At 72.5% G+C, this 19,984-nt stretch carries 16 protein-coding genes, 1 tRNA gene and 3 pseudogenes; 6 read left to right on the forward strand and 14 right to left on the reverse strand.

Features of this window, described 5'->3' with window-relative positions:
• Window positions 1-15: 15 nt before the first annotated feature.
• Window positions 16-684 (reverse strand): NAD(P)H-dependent oxidoreductase, encoded by a 669-nt coding sequence (locus tag AB0Q96_RS03835; RefSeq protein ID WP_365321411.1) that lies wholly within the window; start codon window positions 682-684, stop codon window positions 16-18.
• Between the two features lie 139 nt (window positions 685-823).
• On the opposite strand from AB0Q96_RS03835, the gene AB0Q96_RS03840 reads away from it, so the two are divergent.
• Window positions 824-1,516, forward strand: coding sequence for a TetR/AcrR family transcriptional regulator (locus AB0Q96_RS03840; RefSeq protein ID WP_365321412.1), 693 nt, complete (start codon window positions 824-826; stop codon window positions 1,514-1,516).
• Here the strand turns inward: AB0Q96_RS03840 and AB0Q96_RS03845 are convergent.
• The 7 genes from AB0Q96_RS03845 to AB0Q96_RS03875 form a co-directional block, all read right to left on the reverse strand.
• Window positions 1,495-2,430 carry a hypothetical protein gene (locus AB0Q96_RS03845; RefSeq protein ID WP_365321413.1) on the reverse strand — a complete coding sequence of 312 codons (936 nt, stop codon included), beginning with the start codon at window positions 2,428-2,430 and terminating at the stop codon, window positions 1,495-1,497. The genes AB0Q96_RS03840 and AB0Q96_RS03845 overlap by 22 nt on opposite strands.
• An 86-nt stretch (window positions 2,431-2,516) precedes the next feature.
• Window positions 2,517-3,569: a serine hydrolase domain-containing protein gene (locus tag AB0Q96_RS03850; RefSeq protein ID WP_365321414.1), complete on the reverse strand. Its 1,053-nt coding sequence runs from the start codon at window positions 3,567-3,569 to the stop codon at window positions 2,517-2,519.
• Between the two features lie 65 nt (window positions 3,570-3,634).
• Window positions 3,635-4,102 (reverse strand): molybdopterin-dependent oxidoreductase, encoded by a 468-nt coding sequence (locus AB0Q96_RS03855; RefSeq protein WP_365321415.1) that lies wholly within the window; start codon window positions 4,100-4,102, stop codon window positions 3,635-3,637.
• Window positions 4,103-4,239: 137 nt separating this feature from the next.
• Window positions 4,240-7,053, reverse strand: a complete 2,814-nt coding sequence (locus AB0Q96_RS03860) for a molybdopterin-dependent oxidoreductase (RefSeq protein WP_365321416.1) — start codon at window positions 7,051-7,053, stop codon at window positions 4,240-4,242.
• Window positions 7,050-7,895 carry an FAD binding domain-containing protein gene (locus AB0Q96_RS03865; RefSeq protein WP_365321417.1) on the reverse strand — a complete coding sequence of 282 codons (846 nt, stop codon included), beginning with the start codon at window positions 7,893-7,895 and terminating at the stop codon, window positions 7,050-7,052. Before AB0Q96_RS03865 ends, AB0Q96_RS03860 begins: the two co-directional genes overlap by 4 nt.
• A 261-nt stretch (window positions 7,896-8,156) precedes the next feature.
• Window positions 8,157-9,329: a bifunctional glutamate N-acetyltransferase/amino-acid acetyltransferase ArgJ gene (argJ, locus tag AB0Q96_RS03870; protein ID WP_365321418.1), complete on the reverse strand. Its 1,173-nt coding sequence runs from the start codon at window positions 9,327-9,329 to the stop codon at window positions 8,157-8,159.
• A 93-nt stretch (window positions 9,330-9,422) separates the two neighbouring features.
• On the reverse strand, window positions 9,423-10,223 hold the full coding sequence (locus AB0Q96_RS03875) for a hypothetical protein (protein WP_365321419.1): 801 nt from the start codon (window positions 10,221-10,223) through the stop codon (window positions 9,423-9,425).
• Between the two features lie 268 nt (window positions 10,224-10,491).
• Here AB0Q96_RS03875 and AB0Q96_RS03880 point away from each other — a divergent pair, with 268 nt between their 5' ends.
• From AB0Q96_RS03880 to AB0Q96_RS03895, 4 genes and pseudogenes are all read left to right on the forward strand, one after another.
• Entirely contained in the window at window positions 10,492-12,624 is a 2,133-nt protein-coding gene (locus tag AB0Q96_RS03880) for a VCBS repeat-containing protein (RefSeq protein ID WP_365321420.1), read from the forward strand.
• Window positions 12,625-12,756: 132 nt separating this feature from the next.
• Window positions 12,757-13,587, forward strand: a complete 831-nt coding sequence (locus AB0Q96_RS03885) for a hypothetical protein (protein WP_365321421.1) — start codon at window positions 12,757-12,759, stop codon at window positions 13,585-13,587.
• A 116-nt stretch (window positions 13,588-13,703) separates the two neighbouring features.
• A pseudogene (locus tag AB0Q96_RS03890) lies at window positions 13,704-13,878 on the forward strand (DUF5994 family protein); the annotation flags it as partial.
• Window positions 13,879-13,910: 32 nt separating this feature from the next.
• Window positions 13,911-14,036 (forward strand): annotated as a pseudogene (locus tag AB0Q96_RS03895) (PRC-barrel domain containing protein); the annotation flags it as partial.
• 127 nt (window positions 14,037-14,163) lie between these two features.
• Here AB0Q96_RS03895 and AB0Q96_RS03900 read toward each other — a convergent pair.
• The 4 genes and pseudogenes from AB0Q96_RS03900 to AB0Q96_RS03915 form a co-directional block, all read right to left on the reverse strand.
• The gene (locus AB0Q96_RS03900) at window positions 14,164-14,502 is read right to left on the reverse strand and encodes a MerR family transcriptional regulator (protein ID WP_055642605.1); all 339 of its coding nucleotides are present in this window, start codon (window positions 14,500-14,502) and stop codon (window positions 14,164-14,166) included.
• A gap of 848 nt (window positions 14,503-15,350) precedes the next feature.
• A pseudogene (locus tag AB0Q96_RS03905) lies at window positions 15,351-15,629 on the reverse strand (hypothetical protein); the annotation flags it as partial.
• 60 nt (window positions 15,630-15,689) lie between these two features.
• Window positions 15,690-17,192, reverse strand: a complete 1,503-nt coding sequence (locus AB0Q96_RS03910; RefSeq protein ID WP_365321422.1) for a DEAD/DEAH box helicase — start codon at window positions 17,190-17,192, stop codon at window positions 15,690-15,692.
• Window positions 17,193-17,543: 351 nt separating this feature from the next.
• A complete protein-coding gene (locus tag AB0Q96_RS03915) occupies window positions 17,544-17,747 on the reverse strand; it encodes a cold-shock protein (protein ID WP_020133169.1) in 204 nt (67 codons plus the stop codon).
• Between the two features lie 361 nt (window positions 17,748-18,108).
• On the opposite strand from AB0Q96_RS03915, the gene AB0Q96_RS03920 reads away from it, so the two are divergent.
• On the forward strand, window positions 18,109-18,714 hold the full coding sequence (locus AB0Q96_RS03920; protein WP_365321423.1) for an N-acetyltransferase: 606 nt from the start codon (window positions 18,109-18,111) through the stop codon (window positions 18,712-18,714).
• Window positions 18,715-18,791: 77 nt separating this feature from the next.
• On the opposite strand, the gene AB0Q96_RS03925 is transcribed toward AB0Q96_RS03920, so the two are convergent.
• Together AB0Q96_RS03925 and AB0Q96_RS03930 are read right to left on the reverse strand one after the other, a co-directional pair.
• The gene (locus AB0Q96_RS03925) at window positions 18,792-19,028 is read right to left on the reverse strand and encodes a hypothetical protein (RefSeq protein WP_365321424.1); all 237 of its coding nucleotides are present in this window, start codon (window positions 19,026-19,028) and stop codon (window positions 18,792-18,794) included.
• An 804-nt stretch (window positions 19,029-19,832) separates the two neighbouring features.
• Window positions 19,833-19,905 (reverse strand) — tRNA-Arg (locus tag AB0Q96_RS03930).
• Between the last annotated feature and the right edge of the window lie 79 nt (window positions 19,906-19,984).

Here is a 19,984-nt window from a genome sequence, read left to right on the forward strand (position 1 = left end):
CGGGAGCCGCTCCCCTCAGGCCTGGTAGGGGAGGGCGGCGCGGGCGGTACGCAGGGCCCGGCCCCACCAGACGAGCTGGCCGAGCATGCCCTTCGCCGCGCCCTCGGCGACGGCCGGGTCGCGGGGCGTGCCGTCCGGGCCGAGCCCGGACCACGGGCCGTGCAGGCTGACGGAGTCGCGGACCGTGGTGGCGTGCAGCTCGGCGAAGACCGTCCGGAGCTGCTCGACGGCGCGCAGCCCGCCGCCGAGGCCGCCGTAGGAGACGAAGCCGACGGGCTTGGCGTGCCACTGCTCGTGGTGCCAGTCGATGAGGTTCTTCAGAGCGGCGGGGAAGCTGTGGTTGTACTCGGGCGTGACGACCACGAACGCGTCGGCGGCGGCCAGCCGCGGCGAGACCTCGGCGAGCGCGGCGGCGGCCCGCGCGTTCGGCTGCCCGCCCCAGCCGGGCATGACGAGCGGCAGGTCGACCTCGGCAAGGTCGACGACGTCCAGCTCCAGGCCGCCGTGGCGGCGGGCGACGCCGAGGAACCAGTCGGCGACGGCGCCGCCGTGGCGCCCCTCCCGGACGCTGCCGACGAGGACGGCGACGCGCAGCGGGGCGGTGGCGGCGGTGGCGGTGGAGTCAGCGGCCTCGGTGACAGCGGCCTCGACGGTGGCGGTGGGCTCGGTGGTGGTCTCAGGCATGGCGGGTCCCCTCCCGGAGCGGTGCGGACGCGGGGTGCGTCGGCGCGCTCCGGTAAAGTACAACGAGCGTTGTAGAAAGTGCAACGCACGTTGTACTTGGCTGTGGCGGTTACGCTGCGGTGTCGACGAGGAGGAGTGCATGGGCAGCGGCAACGAGGCCTGGATCGAGCGGGCCCGGCGCGAGATCCCGCCCCGCAAACTGGAGAAGCAGCTCGCGATGGTCCGTGCGGCCTGCGGCGTGTTCGGCCGCGACGGCTACGCCCGCGCCTCCGTCGACTCGCTCGCCGCCGCCGCGGGCGTCTCCACGCGCACGCTCTACAACCACTTCCCCGGCGGCAAGGCCGAGCTCTTCCGTACGGTCATCACCTGGACCGCCAACACCGTCCGGGACGCCCAGCTCACCCGGCTCCACGCCCTCCTGGACCCGGGCCGGCCTCCGCACCCCGACCTCCTGGAGCGCGATCTGGTCGCCCTGGCCTACGCCTTCACGGACCTGATCGCCGAGTACCCGGACCACTTCGCGCTCGTCCGGCACATCCACGCCGAGGCCGGCCACGTGCCCGCGGACGTCATGGGCGCCTGGCAGCAGGCCGGCCCCGCCCCCGTCACCGAGGCTCTCGCCGAGACCTTCGCGGCTCTGGCCGACGCCGGGCTGCTCGACGTGCACGGCGACGCCGCCCTCGCCGCCGTCCACTACGTGGCCCTCGGCTCGTCCACCATCGTCCAGCGCTCCCACTACGGCGTGGTGCCGCTCCCCAAGGAGGAGACCGACCGCCTCCTCACCGGCGGAGTGGCCGCCTTCCTGCGTGCCTACCGCGCCACCGGCACATAGGCGCGGGCCCGCGGCCGGGGTGCCGCCCCAGGGGCGAGGGACAGGGCGAAGCCGTGGTTGGCGGCGACCGAACGGATGTGGTCGGCCGACAGGGAGCCCTGGCGTTCCAGGGTGAGCGCGGGCAGTCCCGAACGGCCGCGGCCCGCCGGGCGGTGGAACGAGACCACACTCGTCGACACCGGCTCATGGTGCGGATAGCCACTCCGGGCCGCCGCGTCGTCCGCGTGCGCGAGCACCCGCATCGCCGGCTCGGGGCCGAAGTCCGCGACGACCCCCTCGGCGCGCCAGTGCGGCGGCTGCCGCGACCGGTTGGCCGAGGTGATGAACAGGAACTCCGCGCCCGTGCGCTCCAGGGCCGCGGCGAAGAACGCGTTCGACGGGCAGCCCCGGCCGGGCGCGATGACCTGCACGGTCGGCAACCCGTCCTGGACCGCCGTCAGATACTCCGGCACCCGCTCCGCCGCCGGCCCCCGGAAACCGAACGGGCCGAGCTCGAACAGCTCCTCCAGCAGCGACCGGACCTGCCGCCGGGGCAGCTCCGCGGGCAGCCGGGTCCAGTCGAACAGGCCCGGCACGGCGGACGGCACGGTGGTGACGCTGCCGGTCTGTCCGGCCGGGCGCCCCTTCAGCCGGTTGACCCGCTCCACGACGGCCCGGTCGGCGCGGGCGGTCACCGCGTAGAAGTTCGCGAAGCCGTGCACCACCGCGCGCCCCTCCGCCACCTCCTCGGCCGCCCGCCGCACATCCTCGGCATCCCCCAGGACCAGCGCCCTGACCGGCCCCCCGGCCGACTCCCTCGCCGGCTCTCCTGCCCGCTCCCCGGCCGACTCGCTCGCAGGCTCTCCCGCCCGCTCCCCGGCCGACTTTCCCGCCGGCTCCCCGGTCAGTTCCCCGGTCACCTCTCCGACCAGCACCGTCCGATCGTCACCCACTGTCGCGCCTCCACTGCCGCTCGCCTACGTGATCGTTTACGGCGTGCAACGACTCCACCGGCCTCCGGTCACGTGGCCGAAAAGGCCGCCGCCCGGAACGCGTCGCGCACCGCCGTCACCGGGCCGGTCTCCCGGGTGAAGTAGAGCTTGTTGGTGAGCAGCACCGCCCAGCGTCCCCGCGCGGGGCTGACCCACATCCCGGTGCCGGTGAAACCCGTGTGCGTCCAGATGTCCTCCCGTACCCCCGTACCCGGCGCGACGTGCCAGAACAGGCCACGCGGCGGAGCGAGTTCACCGGTGCGGATACGGAGGGACTCCGCGACCCAGCCGGGCCCGAAGGGGCCGGGGGCCTCGACGGACGCACCCAGCACATGCGCGAGGAAACGCCCCAGGTCCTCCGCGGTGGAGAAGGTGCCCGCTATCCCGCACGCACCTCCCAGCAGCCGGCTGGAGAAGTCGTGCACGGTGCCCTTCAGGCGAGTGCCGGTCTCCTCGTCGTACTCCGTCGGCGCACAGCGCGCGGCCACGGGCGCCGGCAGCGGCCCGTACCGCGTCTCCGTCATGCCGAGCGGCCCCCAGATCCGGTCGGCGGCCAGCTCCCGCAGCGGCCGGCCGGTCAGGTGCTCGGCGAGGTAGCCGAGCACGAGCGCCGCCCGGTCCGTGTACTCGACGGCCTCGCCGGGCCGCCGCCGCAGCTCCTCGCGCAGTACCCCGTCCCGTACGTCCTGGGGGTCGCTGCCGTACAGATGGCGCAGGTTGGCCCGCAGCGGCAGCCCCGCCGTGTGCGTGAGGAGCTGATGCGGGGTCACCGAGGCCAGCGGGTGCCCGGCGACCTCCGGCCAGAACGCCCCGAGCGGCGTGTGCAGGTGCAGCTTGCCGGCCTCGACCAGGGTGCCCACGACCGGCCACACGGCGATCACCTTCGTGAGACTGGCCAGGTCGAAGAGGGTGTCGGTCCGCGCCGGCTCGTCGGGCCCGGCGGGATCGAGCAGCCCGACGGCCCCGCCCGCCGTCGTCCCGCCGGCGTCACCGACGGCCCAGACGGCTCCGGGGAAGGCGAGGGAGCGGACCCCGTCCTGGAGGAGCCGCTCGATGAGGGAAGTCCCGGGAGTCGTGTTCACACCGGGTGTCTACCCCGTTCGGGGCGCCCGTCCGCGCTCCCCGGCCCGCCGTCACACGCCTGCCGTCACACGCCTGCCGTCACGCCCACCGGCAGGGTGCCGACCCAGATCCCGGTCACGGCGCTCACGTACCGGGCGCCGCAGCGGTCCGAGGGGACGACCAGTTGGGTGCCGGCCGTGTCGAGGTCCTCGCCGTCCATGCGGGTGGCGAGGAGCACCGGGGCGTCGCCGAAGTCGGCGTCTATCTCCGCCCAGGACAGCACCGTGTGGTGCCCGTCGCCGCCGCTCACCGTCAGCAGGAAGCGGGAGCGCTCCTTGCGCCGGGCCGGGTCGAACTCCGGGCGGGCCCGGCCCACGACCTCCCGCAGCAGCGGGCCCTCGAAGGTGTGGTGCTGCGGCCCGGCGGTGGCGCAGTCGAAGACGACCCGGGCCCGGTGCCCGGTCCACTCCCGCCGCAGGTCGGCGACGGTCAGCAGGGCGGGCCGGGCGAGCTCGCCCCACAGCGCGAAGGCTCCCGTGACGGCTCCGGTCATCGTCGATCCCCTTCGGACGGTCCTCGGACGGGCCGGGCGGCGGACGCCCCCGCTCACGCGACTGCATACCCGAACCCGGTCCGAGGAACCGCGACTGCGGTCTGAATCCCGCCATTCGCCCTGCATTTGTGTCCTTGCTACGAACGGCCCGGAGGTGCTGTCCGGTCCGAAGCGCCAACGCCCCGCTCCCGCCGGTCCAGCGCCAGCCACACCCGGTCGCGGGTGAACGGCGCCTCCGTGAAGCGGATGCCGGTCGCGTCGCGCAGGGCGTTGGCGAAGGCCGGGGGGACCGGGTTGAAGGGGCTCTCGCTCATGGACTTGGCGCCGAGCGGCCCGATGGCGTCGGTCGTCTCGGTGAAGTGGACCTCCGTCCGGGGGACGTCCGCGTACTGCGGGAGCCGGTAGCGCCGGAAGGCCGCCGTCGTCACCTCGCCCCGCTCGTCGAGCCGGACGTTCTCGAACAGGGTCGCGCCGAGGGCCTGGGCGACGCCGCCCTCGACCTGCCCGCGGCACTGCATCGGGTTCATGACCTTGCCGGCGTCGGCGGCGTGGACACTGCGCAGGATCCGGATCTCCCCGCTGCCGGGGTCCACCGCGAGCCGGAACCACTGCGCGTTGAAGGCCACCGAGCGCGGCGAGCCGCCCCAGTGCCCGTCCGCCGCGAGCTCCTCCGCCGCGCCGAGGGCGTGCGCCGCCTCGTACAGCTCCTTGAGGGGGACGGTCCGCCCGGCGCAGTCGACGCTCTCGGCGCCGAGCACGCACAGGTGCCGGGCGACGCCGGTGTGCCGGGCGGCGAAGGCGCGCAGCCGCTCGGCGAGCGAGGACGCGGCCAGCAGGACGGCCTTGCCCGCGACGACGGTGCCCGCGGAGCCGAAGGCGCCGGTGTCGTGGCGTACGACGTCGGTGTCGGACTGGCGGACCGTGAGCCGGTCCTCGGTGGTGTGCAGGGCGCCCGCGGTGATCTGCTGGTGGACGGTGGTGGTGCCGTTGCCGAACTCGGCGGTGCCGACGGCGATGTCGTACGTGCCGTCCGCGAGCAGCGAGACCCGCGCGTCGGCGTAGTGGCCGCCGGGCGGGCCGGTGGCGATCATCGCCAGGGCGGCGCCCTGGCCGACCAGCCACCCCTCGGGGGCGTCCTCGGCGCTGCGGTCCTCGGCGAGCGCCTGCCGCACGACCGCGAGGCACTGGTCGAGCCCGTACGAGGCGATGTGCAGGTCCTCCTCCTCGCCGATCGGGCTGTGCATGCCCTCGCCGGGCCCGATGACGTTCCGCTCGCGCAGCACGAGCGGGTCCATGTCCAGGCGGCGGGCCAGTTCGTCCATCGCGGACTCGACGGCGAAGGTGACCTGGCCCAGGCCGTAGCCGCGGAAGGCGCCGGCCGGGACGGCGTTCGTGTAGACGGAGTAGGCGTCGACCTTCTTGTGCGGGGCGCGGTAGACGGCGAAGGACTCGCCGACGCTGTGGAACATGACGGCCGGCCCGTGGTTGCCGTACGCGCCCGTGTTGGACACGACCCGCATCTGCACGGCCGTCAGCGTGCCGTCCGCGCGGGCGCCCACCTTGATGCCGATGGTGAAGGGGTGGCGGGTGGTGGCCCCGTAGAACTGCTCGGCGCGGGTGTACTCCAGCTTCACGGGCCGCCGCAGCTTCAGCGCGGCGAGCGTGACGACGTCCTCGGTGAGCATCTCCTGCTTGCCGCCGAAGCCGCCGCCGACGCGGCCCGCGACCACCCGCACCTCGTCCTCGCGCAGCCCGTACAGCGCGCACAGGGCACGCCGGGTGAGGAACGGCGTCTGGGTGGAGGAGCGCACGGTCAGGCGCTCGCCCGTGCCGTCCTCCCGGGGCTCGAAGAAGGCGACGCAGCCGTGGGTCTCCAGGCTGGCGTGCTGGACGCGCTGGGTGCGGAAGGTCTCCTCGTACACGACGTCCGCCTCGGCGAAACCGGCCTCTACGTCGCCGATCTCGCCGTGCACCTCGCCGGCCACGTTGTTCTCGACCCGGGCGATCCGCATCGCGGGCCCCTTGCCGGCGTGGACGACGGGCGCGCCGGGACGCATCGCGGCCTCCGGGTCGGTGACGTAAGGCAGTTCCTCGTACGTCACCTCGACCCGGCGGCAGCCCTCCTCGGCGGCCCGCTCGCTGTCGGCGACGACGGCGGCGACCCGCTGGCCCACGTACCGGACGACGTCGTCGAGCACCCGGGTGTCGTCGGGGTCCTCCGTCGGGTGCTCGTGCCGGGCGCTGGAGTACAGGGTGTCCGGCGCGTCCTCGTGGGTGAGGACGGCGACCACCCCGGGCACCCGGAGCGCGGCGGAGGTGTCGATCGCGACGATCCGGGCGTGCGGGTGCGGGGAGCGCAGCAGCTTCATGTGGAGCAGGCCGGGGACCTGGACGTCGAAGGTGTAGCGGGCGGTGCCGGTGACCACCTGCGGTCCGGCCGGGGCGCCGACGTTGCTCCCCACGGCCTTTCCGGCGCAGGGGCGTTCGGTGTGCGCGACGCCGCGGACGGCGTCCTCGATGGCCCGGTAGCCGGTGCAGCGGCAGATGTTGCCCTTGAAGGCGCGGGGCAGGTCGTCCAGCTTGCCGTCGTCGTGCCCGGTGCCCCGCTCGGCCTCCAGGGCCGCCGTGGTCATCAGGAACCCGGCGGTGCAGAACCCGCACTGGAAGCCCTGCGCGTCGAGGAACCTCCGCTGTACGGGATGGAGTTCGCCGTCCGGGGCGGCGAGCCCCTCGACCGTGGTGACGGCCCGGCCGGCCGCCCGGACCGCCGGGTACAGGCAGCTGTGCACGGGCTCCCCGTCGACATGGACGGTGCAGGCGCCGCAGTCCCCGGCGTCGCAGCCCTTCTTCACACCGAACCAGCCGCGCTCCCGCAGATAGGTGCGCAGGCACTGGCCAGCCCGCGGCTCGTCCTCGAAGGGGCGGTCGTTGACCTGGACGAGGAAGCTCATCGGGCACGCTCCTGAGGGCCGGCGGGGCCGGTGGTGAGGGCGCGGCGGACCTCCTCGGCGAGCCGGAGGCCCATGTGCCGCCGCCACGCGGGAAGTCCGTGGATGTCGTCGAACCAGTCGGCGTCCCGGACGGACGCCTCGATGGCGGCGCGCAGCCGCGCGGGCGAGGGCGGCAGCGGGAACCAGAACCGGAACGGGCGTACGGTCGCCGCGCTGACGGTCACCGCGAGGGAGCCGTCTACCGGGTCCAGGGTGCCGATGACCAGGGCGCCCGAGCGGCCGAGCCCGTACAGCGACGCCTGCCGGAACGCCGTACGGCACTCCAGCGCCCGGGCCGGGAGGGTGACGGACCGCAGCAGCTCGCCCTCCGCGAGGTCCTTGCGGCCGGCGCCGGTGACGAAGTCGACGACCTTCACCTCGCGCAGCGAGCCGTCCTGCGCCTGGAGGAGACAGGTGCCGTCGAGGGCGGCGGTCAGCGAGATCATCGGGCCGGCGGGCAGCCCGTTGCAGAGGTTCCCGCCGACCGTGGCCATGTTCCAGATCTTGAACGAGGCGAGGAAGGCCCGGCAGCACTGCTCGAACAACGGCGCCGCGACCGCGTCGAGACCGCGCCGCCCGAACCGCGAGAGCGTGGCGATGGTGCAGGTCGCGGCGATCTCCAGCGAACCGTCCGGGTGCCGGGTGAGCGGCTCCCAGCCCATCCGGCTCAGGTCGATCAGCCGCCGCAGCCGCGGCTGCGGTTCGGAGAAGAGGTACGTGCCGCCGCCGAGCCAGGCGTCCCCCGGGCGCCAAGGCCCGCGCAGCCGCGCGTCGCGCACGTCGGTCACCGTGTTCAGGTCCATGGCGCCAGTGAAGCCGGGCGGAGAGGGCGGAACGACTGGTGCCGGGCCCGGAATACGGGGGGCGGGGAGGGGGCGGGCCTGGAGGATCTACCAGTCTCGGCCATCCTTGGGCTGGCCGGCTGGTCGTGCATGGGCCGGTCACGCCTGTCGTGCATGGGTCGGCCAGCCGGCCGTGCATGGGCCGGTCACGCCTGTCGGGGCCGTCGGGCTGCGCCCTCCCGGGGGCTGTGGCCTCGTCCGTCCGGCGTGGGCCCCTCGGGCTCAGGTGGTGTAGTCGGCGTTGATCTTCACGTACCCCTCGGTGAGGTCGCAGCCGTAGACGGTGAACTCCGCGTCGCCGAGCCCCAGGTCGACGCCGAGGACCACCTCGTCGCCCGCGAGGTGCGCGGCGGCGGCGGCCAGGAGCTCCTGCGTCGCCTCGCCCGGGTAGAGGCCGACGTCCCCGAAGCGGAGGGAGACGCGCTCGGGGGAGAGGTCGGGGTCGTCCAGCTTGCCGACGGCCATGGCGACCCGTCCCCAGTTCGGGTCGGCGCCGTGCACGGCCGTCTTCACGAGGGGCGAGTTGACCACGCTCTTGCCGACGGCCTTGGCCTGCGCGGTGTCGCGGGCGCCGGTGACGCGCACCTCGATCAGCTTGGAGGCCCCCTCGCCGTCCGAGGCGATGTCGCGGACGAGCCGCAGCGCGCACGCGTGCAGCGCGGTCTCGAACGCGGCCGGGTCCACGGGCCCCGCGAGCCCGTTGGCGAAGACGGCGGCGGTGTCGCTGGTGGAGGTGTCGGTGTCGATGCTGAGCGCGTTGAACGTACGGTCCACGACCCGGCGGAACACGGCGTCGAGCTCCCCGGCCGGGAGCTCGGCGTCGGTGAAGAAGAAGGTGAGCAGGGTCGCCATGTCCGGCTCGATCATGCCGACGCCCTTGGCGATGCCGACGAGCACCGCGTCGCCGCAGCGCACGGCCACGTGCTTGGGGCGGGTGTCGGTGGTCATGACGGCGCGGGCCGCGGCCTCGAAGTCGGCGGCGGGGAAGGGCCGGGGGAGCCTCGCGAGCCCGGCGCGGACGAGGTCCATGGGGTAGCGGCGCCCGATCACCCCGGTGGAGGCGATGACGAGTTCGCCGACACCGATCCCGGCGGCCTCGGCGACCCGGGCCCGCACCTCGGTCGCGTCCCGGTCGCCGGCGGGGCCGTTGGCGACGTTGGCGTTCTTGGAGAGGACGACGACCCCGCGGCTCGTCCCGGCGCCCGCGTCGCCCCGGCTCAACAGGACGCTGGGCCCGGCGAATCGGGACCGGGTGAAGACGGCGGCGGAGACGCAGGGGACCTCGGAGACGAGGACGGCGAAGTCGTCGGCGTCGTCCTTGAGCCCGAGCCGGGCGGTGAGGCCGCGGAAGCCCTGGGGGACGAGGGGTGCGGTGGGTGAGGTGGGTGCGGGCATGGGAATGCTTCCTCCATCGATTCGGCGCGGGGGATGGCGATGCCGATGCCGACGATGATGCATGAATATTCCAGCCAGCGTAAATCTATTCCATCAAACGGTGAGGCGGTTGCCGGCGGCGTCGCAGGGCAGGTCGTCGGTCGGGTGGTTGGCCTCGAAGTCGCGTTCGGCCTGGCGTTCGGCCTCGGCGATGGCGGTCGGCCGCACCTCGATGATGCCGCCGTAGGGGCGGTCGACGTCCCGGATGATGCACAGCGTGGTCGTCAGCAGGGCCGTGATGACCGCGAGGGTGAGGATCTGCCCCCGGTTGTTCTTGCGCGGCAGGCAGATGCCCAGGGCCACGACCGTGATGGTCAGCGTGGCCAGCAGGAACCAGAAGATGGCGCTGGGGATGCTCGGACTCGCCTGGGTGAGGCGTTCCTCGCGCTCGTCGGACCGCTTGTTGTCGGCGGCGATCAGCATCCCGAAGGCGGGCTTGCCCTCCAGGGTCTTGAAGGCCACCCGGAAGTCCGTCGACCACACGCTGGGGGCGGCCGATCCGTTGCCGTCGGCCATCGCGGGCCACTCCTGGACCCGTACGGCACGGGCGTAACAGACCGCGTCGGCCTGGATCCTGGACCGCTGGAGCACCGGCGCGTACTCGGCGGTCTCCACGAGCTGGTCCAGGGCCCGGGCCTCACCCCGCGAGGCGACCTCGGCCTTCCCGTACGAGCCGTTCGCGGTGACGAGGACGAAGGCGAGCAGCAGCACCGTCAGCGTCAGCAGCGGGCCGACGAGGTCCTTGACCGCCATCCCCTCGTCGTCGTCGGCGGTGAGCAGCCGGGGCCGCAGCCAGCGGTTCGCGGCGAGCCCCGCGAGAAAGGCGACGACGGCGACGATGATGACGAGGGCCACGGGGGCCACCTCCGGGGACGGTGCGCGGAGCGCACGGCGGCGTGCGGGCGTTCCCCCGGGCGACCGGACCGGGGCGCGGCGATCATCCTGGGCCCGTCACCCCCGCCGTAAGGAAGGAAACGTTCCCTCGCCTTCGCACGGGGGACGGCTCTTGCGCCGGGCGGCCGAGCGGCGGCGGATGGGCCATGCCGGTCGGCTGAAAGCCCCACTCCGGCGCCGGGTTAATGTGCGGGGCTCGTTCGGGCAAGGGAAAAAGGAGGGGTGTCGCATGCCGATGCCGAGGTGGGGGCGTGGCGGTCGTGCCACGGGATATGTGACGGCGGCTCTGCTGATGGTGGCGGTGCTGCCGCAGCAGGCCGCGGCGGCGACCGTGCCGAACGGGGAGGTCGTCGCCGCGACGATCACGCCCAGGCCGGTCGACCCGACCTGGAAGATGGCCCTGACCGAATCGGCGGACGGCGTCCGGCCGGAGCGCCGGACGCGGTTCGCGCAGGACATCGCCGCCGTGGAGAACGCCGGAAGGGGCGTCCCGAAGGCCGGCATCGGCCAGGTCGTCGTGGGCATGCCGAGGGTCGCGCGCCCGCTGTGCCAGCCGGTCGGCGCGGCGGGGGCCAAGGGCTTCTGCTGGGAAGCCGGCGAGGACAGCGGCACCTTGGTCCACGTGCCGCAGGGCCTGACGGGTTCCGGCGAGGCGCCGGAGAACGCCCAACTCGTGGGCGGCCGGCGGATCGTGGTCTCGAGTTGGTACAAGTCCGGTGGGGGCCCGATCCGCGTCACCCTCGCCGATGTCACCGATCCGGCGGCGATGCGCTACCGGCACGTGCTCCTGGTCACCCCCACGACCGGGGCGGCGGGCTATACGGGGCTGACGGGCCACGCGGATTCCGTGACCTGGTACAAGAACCGCCTCTACGTGTCCACGGCCTCCGGCATGGCTCTGTTCGACCTCGAACGGTTCTGGCGTACGGACCCGAGCGGGACCGGCGTCGGCGCCTCGGGCGGCAAGTACTACGCGGCGGGGTACGAGTACGCCCTGCCGCAGGTCGACCAGCTCCAGTACCTGGAGGACGACCCGGGCGACTGCGGGACGTCCACTCCGGCGGACCGGGGCGGCCCCAAGCCGCCCTGCTTCGCGGGCGCTTCGCTCGACCTCAGCGGGGGCGAGCCCGCGCTGGTCACGACCGAGATCAACGGGGTGGGCAGCGGGCAGCAGCAGAAGTTCCTCGATCCGTCGGTGATCGTGCGCTGGCCGCTCGACCCCGCGACGGGCCTGCCCCGCACCACGGCCGAACCCGTCAAGGACGGCGACGGGAACGTGATCGGCACCGAGGTCGCCACCCGCCCGACCGCCGCGTTCACCTCCACGGTCAGCGGCGCGCAGGGCGTGGCCATGAACCGCGGCAGGTTCGTCGTCTCCGCGCCCTGCCCGGAGTTCGTCGAAGGGGGCACGAACATCCCCAGCTGCCTCTACCACGCGTGGCCGGGGGAGCCGGTGCGCCTGTGGACCCGTACGGGCGTCAACAACGAGAACGTCGCCTACTGGCCGGCCACCGACGAACTCTGGTCGCTCAACGAATCGACCTCGGACCGCGCCGTCTTCAGCATCCCGTGGCCCCGCCCCGAACTCCCGCTGCGCTCGCTCACGGGCCTCGGCGGCGACCTGACGGGCGACGGTCTCCCCGACGTGATCGCGGTCCGGCCCAAGGCCTCGCCGACGGCCGGCGAAGGCAACGGCAACCTCGCCCTGTACTCGGGGGCGGCCGGCGGTGTGGCCGGCCGGAAGTCCATCGGGACCGGCTGGGACTCGATCCGGCTGCTGGCCGGCGCGGGCGACCTGACCGGCGACACCCGGCCGGACGTCCTCGCCGTGGACGGCGCCGGAACGCTGTGGCTGTACCCGGGAACCACCGGTGGCCTGGGCGCCCGGAGTCAGCTCTCGACCGGCTGGGGCATCGTGCGCACGATGACAGGCGTCGGCGACCTCACCGGCGACGGCATCCCCGACCTCATGGCCGTATGGAACGACGGCACGGCCCACCTCTACGCGGGCCGGACCGGTGGCCTGGGCGCGAGCAAGCAGATCGGAACGTCCTGGGACTCGATGCGCCTCGTGACGGGCGCGGGCGACCTGACCGGCGACACCCGGCCGGACGTCCTCGCCGTGGACGGCGCCGGAACGCTGTGGCTGTACCCGGGAACCACCGGTGGCCTCGGCGCCCGGAGCCAGCTCTCGACCGGCTGGGGCATCGTGCGGACCATGACAGGCGTCGGCGACCTGACCGCCGACGGCCTCCCGGACACCCTCGCCCTCTGGGACAACGGCACAGCCCGCCTGTACCCGGGCCGCCCCGGCGGCCTGGGCACCGACATCCCGACGGACCTGGGCTGGGGCGCCCGCTAGAACCGCCCTCTGTCTCCCCTCCCGCCGCTGAGGGCACGGAGGGGGCACGTTCTTGCCCGATGCCTTGCCGATGTCGGGCGCCTGGTCAGGTCCTCCCGGGTGTCGGAGGTTTCCACGGCTAGCCTCCGCATCATGCTGCGTATCGTCGACACCCGTACCGGCCGTCCCGTGGAGATTCCTTCCGTACGCCGTCATCTGCTGAGCATCTGCGTCCACCTGCCGGCCGGCGACGTCGGGTTCGGTCTGGGGTACCTGCGGGCGGTCCTGGTCGGTGACGTGCTGGCGCGTACGGCGGAGCTGCACGGCCTGCAGTCCCGCACGTTTCGTACCGTGCCGGGCCTGCCGCCCGAGCAGGCCGAGGCGCTTGATCGCGCCCTGTCCGCTCTTGGCGTCCACCCGCCCGATACCGTCGGTGTTCACCATCCGAACGGAGCGCTCTGCGCCGCTGCCGACGTTCACGTCCACGCGTACGGGACCGCGGCACAGGACGCGGTCGGCGGGGTCCGTATCGACGTGGGCCAGGTCGGCCCGGCATCGGGGGAGGGGGGCGTCGCGGACCGTGCCCACCTCCCGTCCCCAGGGCTCTTGGAGGCCGTCGCTCCGGAGGGGACCGATCCGCTGGCTGTGCGGATGTTGATGCTGGGCCACGCCTACCGCACGCCGGTCGTCGTCACCAGTACGGCGCTCGAAGAGGCCCGGCGGACGCTGGGGGACTGGCGGCAGCTGGTGGCCGACTGGGCACAGGAGCCGTCCCGGCCGATCCCTGCCGATGTGCTGCGGCACGCCCGGGACGTGCTTGCCGATGATCTCGGCGTTCCCGCCGTCCTGGACATGCTGGCCACCGTGGTGACGCGCGCCGACGTACCGGCCGGTGCCAAGTTCGAGACGTTCGCCCTGCTCGACCGTGTCCTCGGACTGGACCTCGCGCGCGAGGTGGGTCACCAGCACCGGGCGGCGACATGACACCGCCCGCCGGGGACCTCATGGCGGCGGTCGTCACAACGGCCCCAGCGCATTCACTCCGCCGAGGCCGCCCTTCCGGATCGTCACACGTGAGCGTGCTCGATCCACTTCAATACGTCGCGACCGAACTGCCCGCCCTGGTCCGGGCGCTCACCACACACCTCGGCCCCCTCACGCGCGTCGGCCTGGACACGGATGCCTGGGAGGAGGTCCCGGCTCGTGTGGTCGTCGACGCCGATGTTGTGCGTCTCGGCTCCATACCCCGTCGGAGACGCCACCGTCCTCATCACCCCCGAAGCGGTGACCGACCGCAAGGAGTCGGCATGATCCGGATGGCGGACATCCGTGAGTGGCGAACCCGCGTGGTCGTGGACACGCGGGGCCACAGGATCGGTGGGCTGGAGGCGATCTGCGTCGACACCAGCACGGATGAGCCGGCCATGGCCACCGGCCCACCGGGTGAGCCGCGCTGGACGGTGACGAGCCCCAAGCGGCCGACCCGGGGCGCCGTTCAAGAGAGGACGGCAGGAACCCGTATCGAAGCAGGGCTGCGCGGTATCGACGGGCTCACTCGACTCACTCCGAGGCCGGCGGCGGGGATGATTCGGCGGCGCGGCGGTACTCGGCGTTGATGCGCTGGGCCTCTTCGAGCTGGTCTTCGAGGATGATGATGCGGCAGGCGGCCTCGATGGGGGTGCCCTGGTCGACCAGCTCCCGGGCGCGGGCGGCGATGCGCAGCTGGTAGCGGGAGTAGCGGCGGTGGCCGCCGCCGGAGCGGAGCGGAGTGATGAGGCGCGCTTCACCGAGGGCGCGCAGGAATCCCTGGGTGGTGCCGACCATCTCGGCGGCCCGGCCCATCGTGTAGGCGGGGTAGTCGTCGTCGTCGAGACGGTCGAAGGAGTCGTCTGCTGTCACTTGCACCTCTCTGGTGAACGCGTGGAGGGGCCCTGGCGCCGTACTGGCACCAGGGCCCCGAAGGAACTACTACACCATCTGCCGGTCCTGATACTGCACCGGCCTTCTGTTTCCGCCGACCCGACCGAGACGCTGTCGGGCACGCGGGGATCGCGATTGCTTGACCGGAGACCACCTCACTATCGATGTCCTGCGGTACCCGGGCTCAAGAGTTCCGCCCGGGCGATCCTGATGGCGCTCGGCCCCTCCGTTCTTCCCTCGGTGATCAACTGCTTCCCAACGGGGACTGCGTACTGCTGATACTGCGCATACGGGTACCACGACTGCTATGACAGCGGTCCCGTTCACGGCGGCCCCTGATCACTGCGGGCCACCCGGTGCGGTCGTCAGTCCCGTCGCCGTCCTGCTGACAATCCTGGCTTCGGAACTCCACCACCGCACCGCCCTGCCAACTGCACTTGCGGGTGCTACTGCCCGGCAGTTCATCTCTGCCAGGCCCTCTTGTCTCTCTGGGCTACGAGAGAAACCATAATCACGCCACCACTCAATGTCTACTCTGACCGAGATAGATTTTTGCGTGTCGGGAGGGGAGGTAGTCCTTTGTCGCAGCTCCGCCGGGGAAACCCGTCGGGACGCGGGAGGGCCCGACCGGCACGTGTGCAGGTCGGGCCCTCGCGGCTGTTTCGGTGGCGGCTCGCGCAGGTCCCGCCGGTCAGACGGCGACCGGGGTGCCGAGCAGCGCGGATGCCTGCTGGACCGGGCTGAGGCCGGGTGCGTCGGCGTCGGGAAGCCCGCGGCAGGTGAAGCCGATCCGGGTCATGGCACTCAGGGGCTCTTCATGGATTCCGGCCGCGGTCGCCAGGGATGTCGCGCAGCCGGATGCGGTCCGTGTATGTGCTGCTGTCACGGACGGCGCCGAGCTGGGCCCGGGTGACCAGCCGCGTACACACACCGTCGTCGTCACAGATGAGCAGATGCCCCGCGCGGGCGCTGATCACGACGGACAGGGCCACTTCCACGGTCATGTCGTCACCGACTCGCGGTGCGGCCGTTTCCGTGGCGTCGGCCACCTTCCCGTCCACGGGGGTGGCGTTCGCCGAGCGGGGCTGCGTCTGGGCCAGCGTCAAAATGCCTCCTGCGGAGATGGGTCGGATTCCTGTTCACGTGGCGTGCGGACCGCCGCGGGCTCACGCGCCGGACCGCCGCGGGCTCACGCGGCGGGCCGCCGCGGCGGCGCTACGTCGCCCGCGGGACACCGGGCCGCGCTTACGCTGCTCGGCCGCCGGCGCGGTGATGGTGACCGGGACGCCGGAGGGGGTCCGGGCGCCGGTGATCCGGTGGAGCACTTCCTCGCCGGAGCGGACCTGGGTGGTCCGGGGCACGATGCCGGCGGTGGCCATGAGGCGGGTCAGGCCGCGCCGCTGGTTGGCGGTGACCAGGGTGACGACGCTGCCGGACTCGCCCGCGCGGGCGGTGCGGCCGCCGCGGTGGAGGTAGTCCTTGTGGTCGGTCGGCGGGTCCACGTTGACGACGAGGTCGAGGTTGTCGATGTGGATGCCACGGGCGGCGACGTTCGTGGCCACCAGGACGGTGACGTGGCCCGTCTTGAACTGGGCGAGAGCGCGGGTGCGCTGGGGCTGGGACTTGCCGCCGTGGAGCCCCGCGGCGCGGACTCCGCTGTCGAGGAGGTCCTGGGTGAGCCGGTCCACGGCGTGCTTGGTGTCCAGGAACATGATCACCCTGCCCTCGCGCGCCGCGATCTCCGTCGTCACCCGGTGCTTGTCGGCGCCGTGCACGTGCAGGAGGTGGTGTTCCATCGTGGTGACCGCGCCCTGGGAGGGGTCGACGGAGTGGACGACGGGGTCGGTGAGGTAGCGGCGGACCAGGAGGTCGACGTTGCGGTCCAGGGTGGCGGAGAACAGCATCCGCTGGCCCTCGGGGCGTACCTGGTCCAGGAGGGCGGTGACCTGGGGCATGAAGCCCATGTCGGCCATCTGGTCGGCCTCGTCCAGGACCGTGATCGCGACCTGGTTCAGCCCGCAGTCGCCTCGGTCGATGAGGTCCTTGAGGCGCCCGGGGGTGGCGACGACGACCTCGGCACCGCCGCGCAGGGCGCCGGCCTGGCGCCCGATGGGCATGCCGCCGACCACGGTCGCCAGGCGCAGCCTGACGGCGCGGGCGTACGGCGTGAGGGCGTCGGTCACCTGCTGGGCCAACTCGCGGGTGGGGACGAGGACGAGGGCGATCGGCCGGCGGGGCTCGGCCCGCTGCCCGGCGGTGCGGGCCAGGAGGGCCAGGCCGAAGGCGAGGGTCTTGCCGGAGCCGGTCCGGCCGCGGCCCAGCACGTCACGGCCCACGAGGGAGTTCGGCAGGGTCGCGCCCTGGATCGGGAACGGCACGGACACGCCCTGCGCGGTGAGCGCGGCCAGGAGCTCCCTGGGCATGTCGAGTTCGCCGAACGCCTCGACGGCGGGCAGCGAGGGCGTGATCGTCTTGGGGAGGGCGAACTCTCCCTGCACCGCGGCGGGTCGACGGCCGCGGCCGCCCGAGCGGCTCGGGTCTCCCGCACGGCTGGGGGCGGACGAACCGAAGCGACCGGCCCGGACGGGAGCGGCAGCGGAGCCGAAAGCGGAGCCGCCGGTGCGGCGGCGGCTGTGGGAGGAACGGCCATTCGTACGTGTGGGGTTCATTCAGAACCTTCCTTGATGCGGCACGTCATCAAGGAATTCCCGCAGCGGTGGAGCGGCGCGGGGAACCGAAAGAACGGGCCGAAGGGAATGCGAAAGCGAATCTCGCCCGCATGGAATCTGTATCGGCGCAGGCGCAGGCGCTGAAATCTGAAACGGAGCGACGTCGAGCGAACGTCGAGATCCAGGGCGGCGGAGGGGGGAGCAGGTCCGAAGCGGCAGGCGTCCCTGGAGGGGTCCGTGGGCGGCGGAGGTCGGCGGTCGTCCCGCGGATGAAACCGCTGCCGAAAATGCCTGTAGCTGGGGCCCGCACCCCGAGGGATGCGGGCCCCAGCTACGAACTACGCGTCAGCTTCAGGCGGGAACGATGTTCTCGGCCGTCGGGCCCTTCTGGCCCTGCGCGATGTCGAAGGTGACCTTCTGGCCTTCCTGCAGCTCGCGGAAGCCCTGGGCGGCAATGTTCGAGTAGTGGGCGAACACGTCGGGGCCGCCACCGTCCTGCTCGATGAAGCCGAAGCCCTTTTCCGCGTTGAACCACTTCACGGTGCCAGCAGCCATGTCATATCTCCTTTGGGCAGTACACCGGCATCCGCACTTTACGGATGCCGTGTCGCCGCGATGATGCCCTGCCCGGAAAATGACCGGAAATAAAAAGCGCTCCTGTGCGGCGGAGGGCCGCCTGGAGACGCTTGAAGTCTTTGGGTACCAAAACTGCAACTGATATCGACAGTAGCAGGTCGCGGCGGCTTCTGCGTGCAGACCAATCGCTCTCTGTGCGTTGCGGTAAAAACTCTCCCTGCGGGGCTCGGTAAATTCTCGGCCCGCGGTCATAGATATCGACTCACCCTGAGTGCAGCATTTCGGAAGCACGGGCCCGATCCTCCGACACCGCCTGTCACCGTTCCGGGAACGAAGAAGCGTGAACGATCCCGGCGCCCGGGCGGTGCTCTCCGCGTCGGAGCACGATCCGATCGTCCCGCCAGCGCCGCATCGGACCGTGGTCCGACGGCCCCCGAGAGCTCTGGACAACGACGTGCTGATCGGGGATGTCGTGGTGAGGCGTCTCGGCGATGGCGATTCGGTCGAGCAGCTGACGACCTTGTTGCATCGCTCGTACGCCGACCACGCTGAGGCCGGTCGGGTCTTCTTTGCCTCGTACCAGTCGGTGCAAGACACGGCGCACCGTGTGGCTGGAGGCGAGTGCTGGCTCGCGCTCCGTGGTCCGGAGCTCGTGGGGTCAGTGACGGTGGCAGCTGAGACCCGGGTGCCGGAGGAGTGTCCCGCTCCGGTGGGTGCGGGGTTCTTCTGGCAGCTCGCGGTGGATCCGGCGTTGCGAGGCAGGGGGCTCGGGCGGCAATTGATGGCGTTGGCGGAGAAACGTATCGCTGCACTTGGGGCGCCGCAGGTGGTGATCGATACGTCGGTCGAGGCCGTGGAACTGGTCGCTTGGTACCGCAGGCGCGGCTATGCGCCGGTCGGATCCTGGCGGTGGGGCGTGACGAACTACGAGAGCGTGGGCTCGTGAAGGATCTGGCGCCGGGCGGACAGGGGCGGTGACCGGATGGCCGGTGCCACGTGTGGTGGCACCGGCCATCCGGGTGGTTACTCGCCGAGCACGCGTGCGGCGTCCCGGGTAGCGATGGTGAGGACTTCGTCGAGGGCCTGTACGCGCCGGCCGCCGGCTCTGGCGATGGGGCCCTTGCCGCCGGTTCCGCCGCCGACTGTGCGGCCGGCCGGGATGAGGATGTGGCTGGCTTCGGTGCCGGTGTCGTGGAGGCTGGGGGTGATGGCGGCGGCCAGGAGGGCCTTGCCGTCGTGCTCGGTGCCGAGGACGACCACGGCGTGGCCGGTGTCGAGGAGACCGGCGGTGTGCTGGGCGAGCGTGCGGAGTTGTCGGGGGTGAGGCCGGTCAGCTTCTTGGTGACGATTCGGCCGCCGGTGACGACGCGGGCGGTGGTGGCGAGCTGCTGGGCGCGGTCTCGTAGCTCGGTCTCGCGGGGGCGGATGAGTTCCCGTTCGGCGGAGGCGAGGGAGTCGAGGCGCTTGCGGAGGGTGGCGGGGGCGTCCTGGGGGCGGGTGCCGAGGAGGGTGGTGAGTTCTTCGAGGAGGCGGCGTTCGGTGTCGTGGTAGTCGAGGGCGTCGCGGCCGGTGAGGGCTTCGATGCGGCTGAGCATGGCGTGCAGCACGTGGGTGGTCATCTGGCCGGTGACGACGAGTCTCTCGCCGACCAGGTGGACGTGTTCCTCTCGTCCGCCGGCTGGCGGATGTGGCCGCCCGCCCGCGACGCTCTCCTCATGTACGAGCCCCAACAGGCTGTGCGGTGCCAAGTGTGGGTACGCGACATCGACCGCCCGCACCTCGCCGCTCTTGCCCCCGGGCTTTCCGCCGGCATCTCGCTGGAGGAGGTGCCGCCGCTCGTTCGCGATGCCGACCCGCGCCCCGGTCGCTTCGGCTGGCAGGCGTCGGCCGAACCTTTCGAAACTTCGGGAGGTTTCGGGAAATCCAGCCGCCAGAGGCCGCCTCTGACCGGATTCAGCCGGACGGATCCAGCCAGTGGGGTGCTCCTCCCGATCTCCTCGCCGCCGACCGAAAACCGCCCCCGACCAGCAAAAAGACCCTCCCGAAGGAGGGTCCTGAACTATGCGCCCCCGGCAGGACTCGAACCTGCGGCCAAGTGCTTAGAAGGCACCTGCTCTATCCGCTGAGCTACGGGGGCCGACGGCGGCCCGGTGGTGGGCCGGGGGCCGCGGGTGGGGCGGGTGTGGCCTGACGGGACAAGGATAGGGCTCCGATCC

The sequence above is a fragment of the Streptomyces sp. NPDC093111 genome (assembly GCF_040683955.1).
GTDB lineage: Bacteria > Actinomycetota > Actinomycetes > Streptomycetales > Streptomycetaceae > Streptomyces.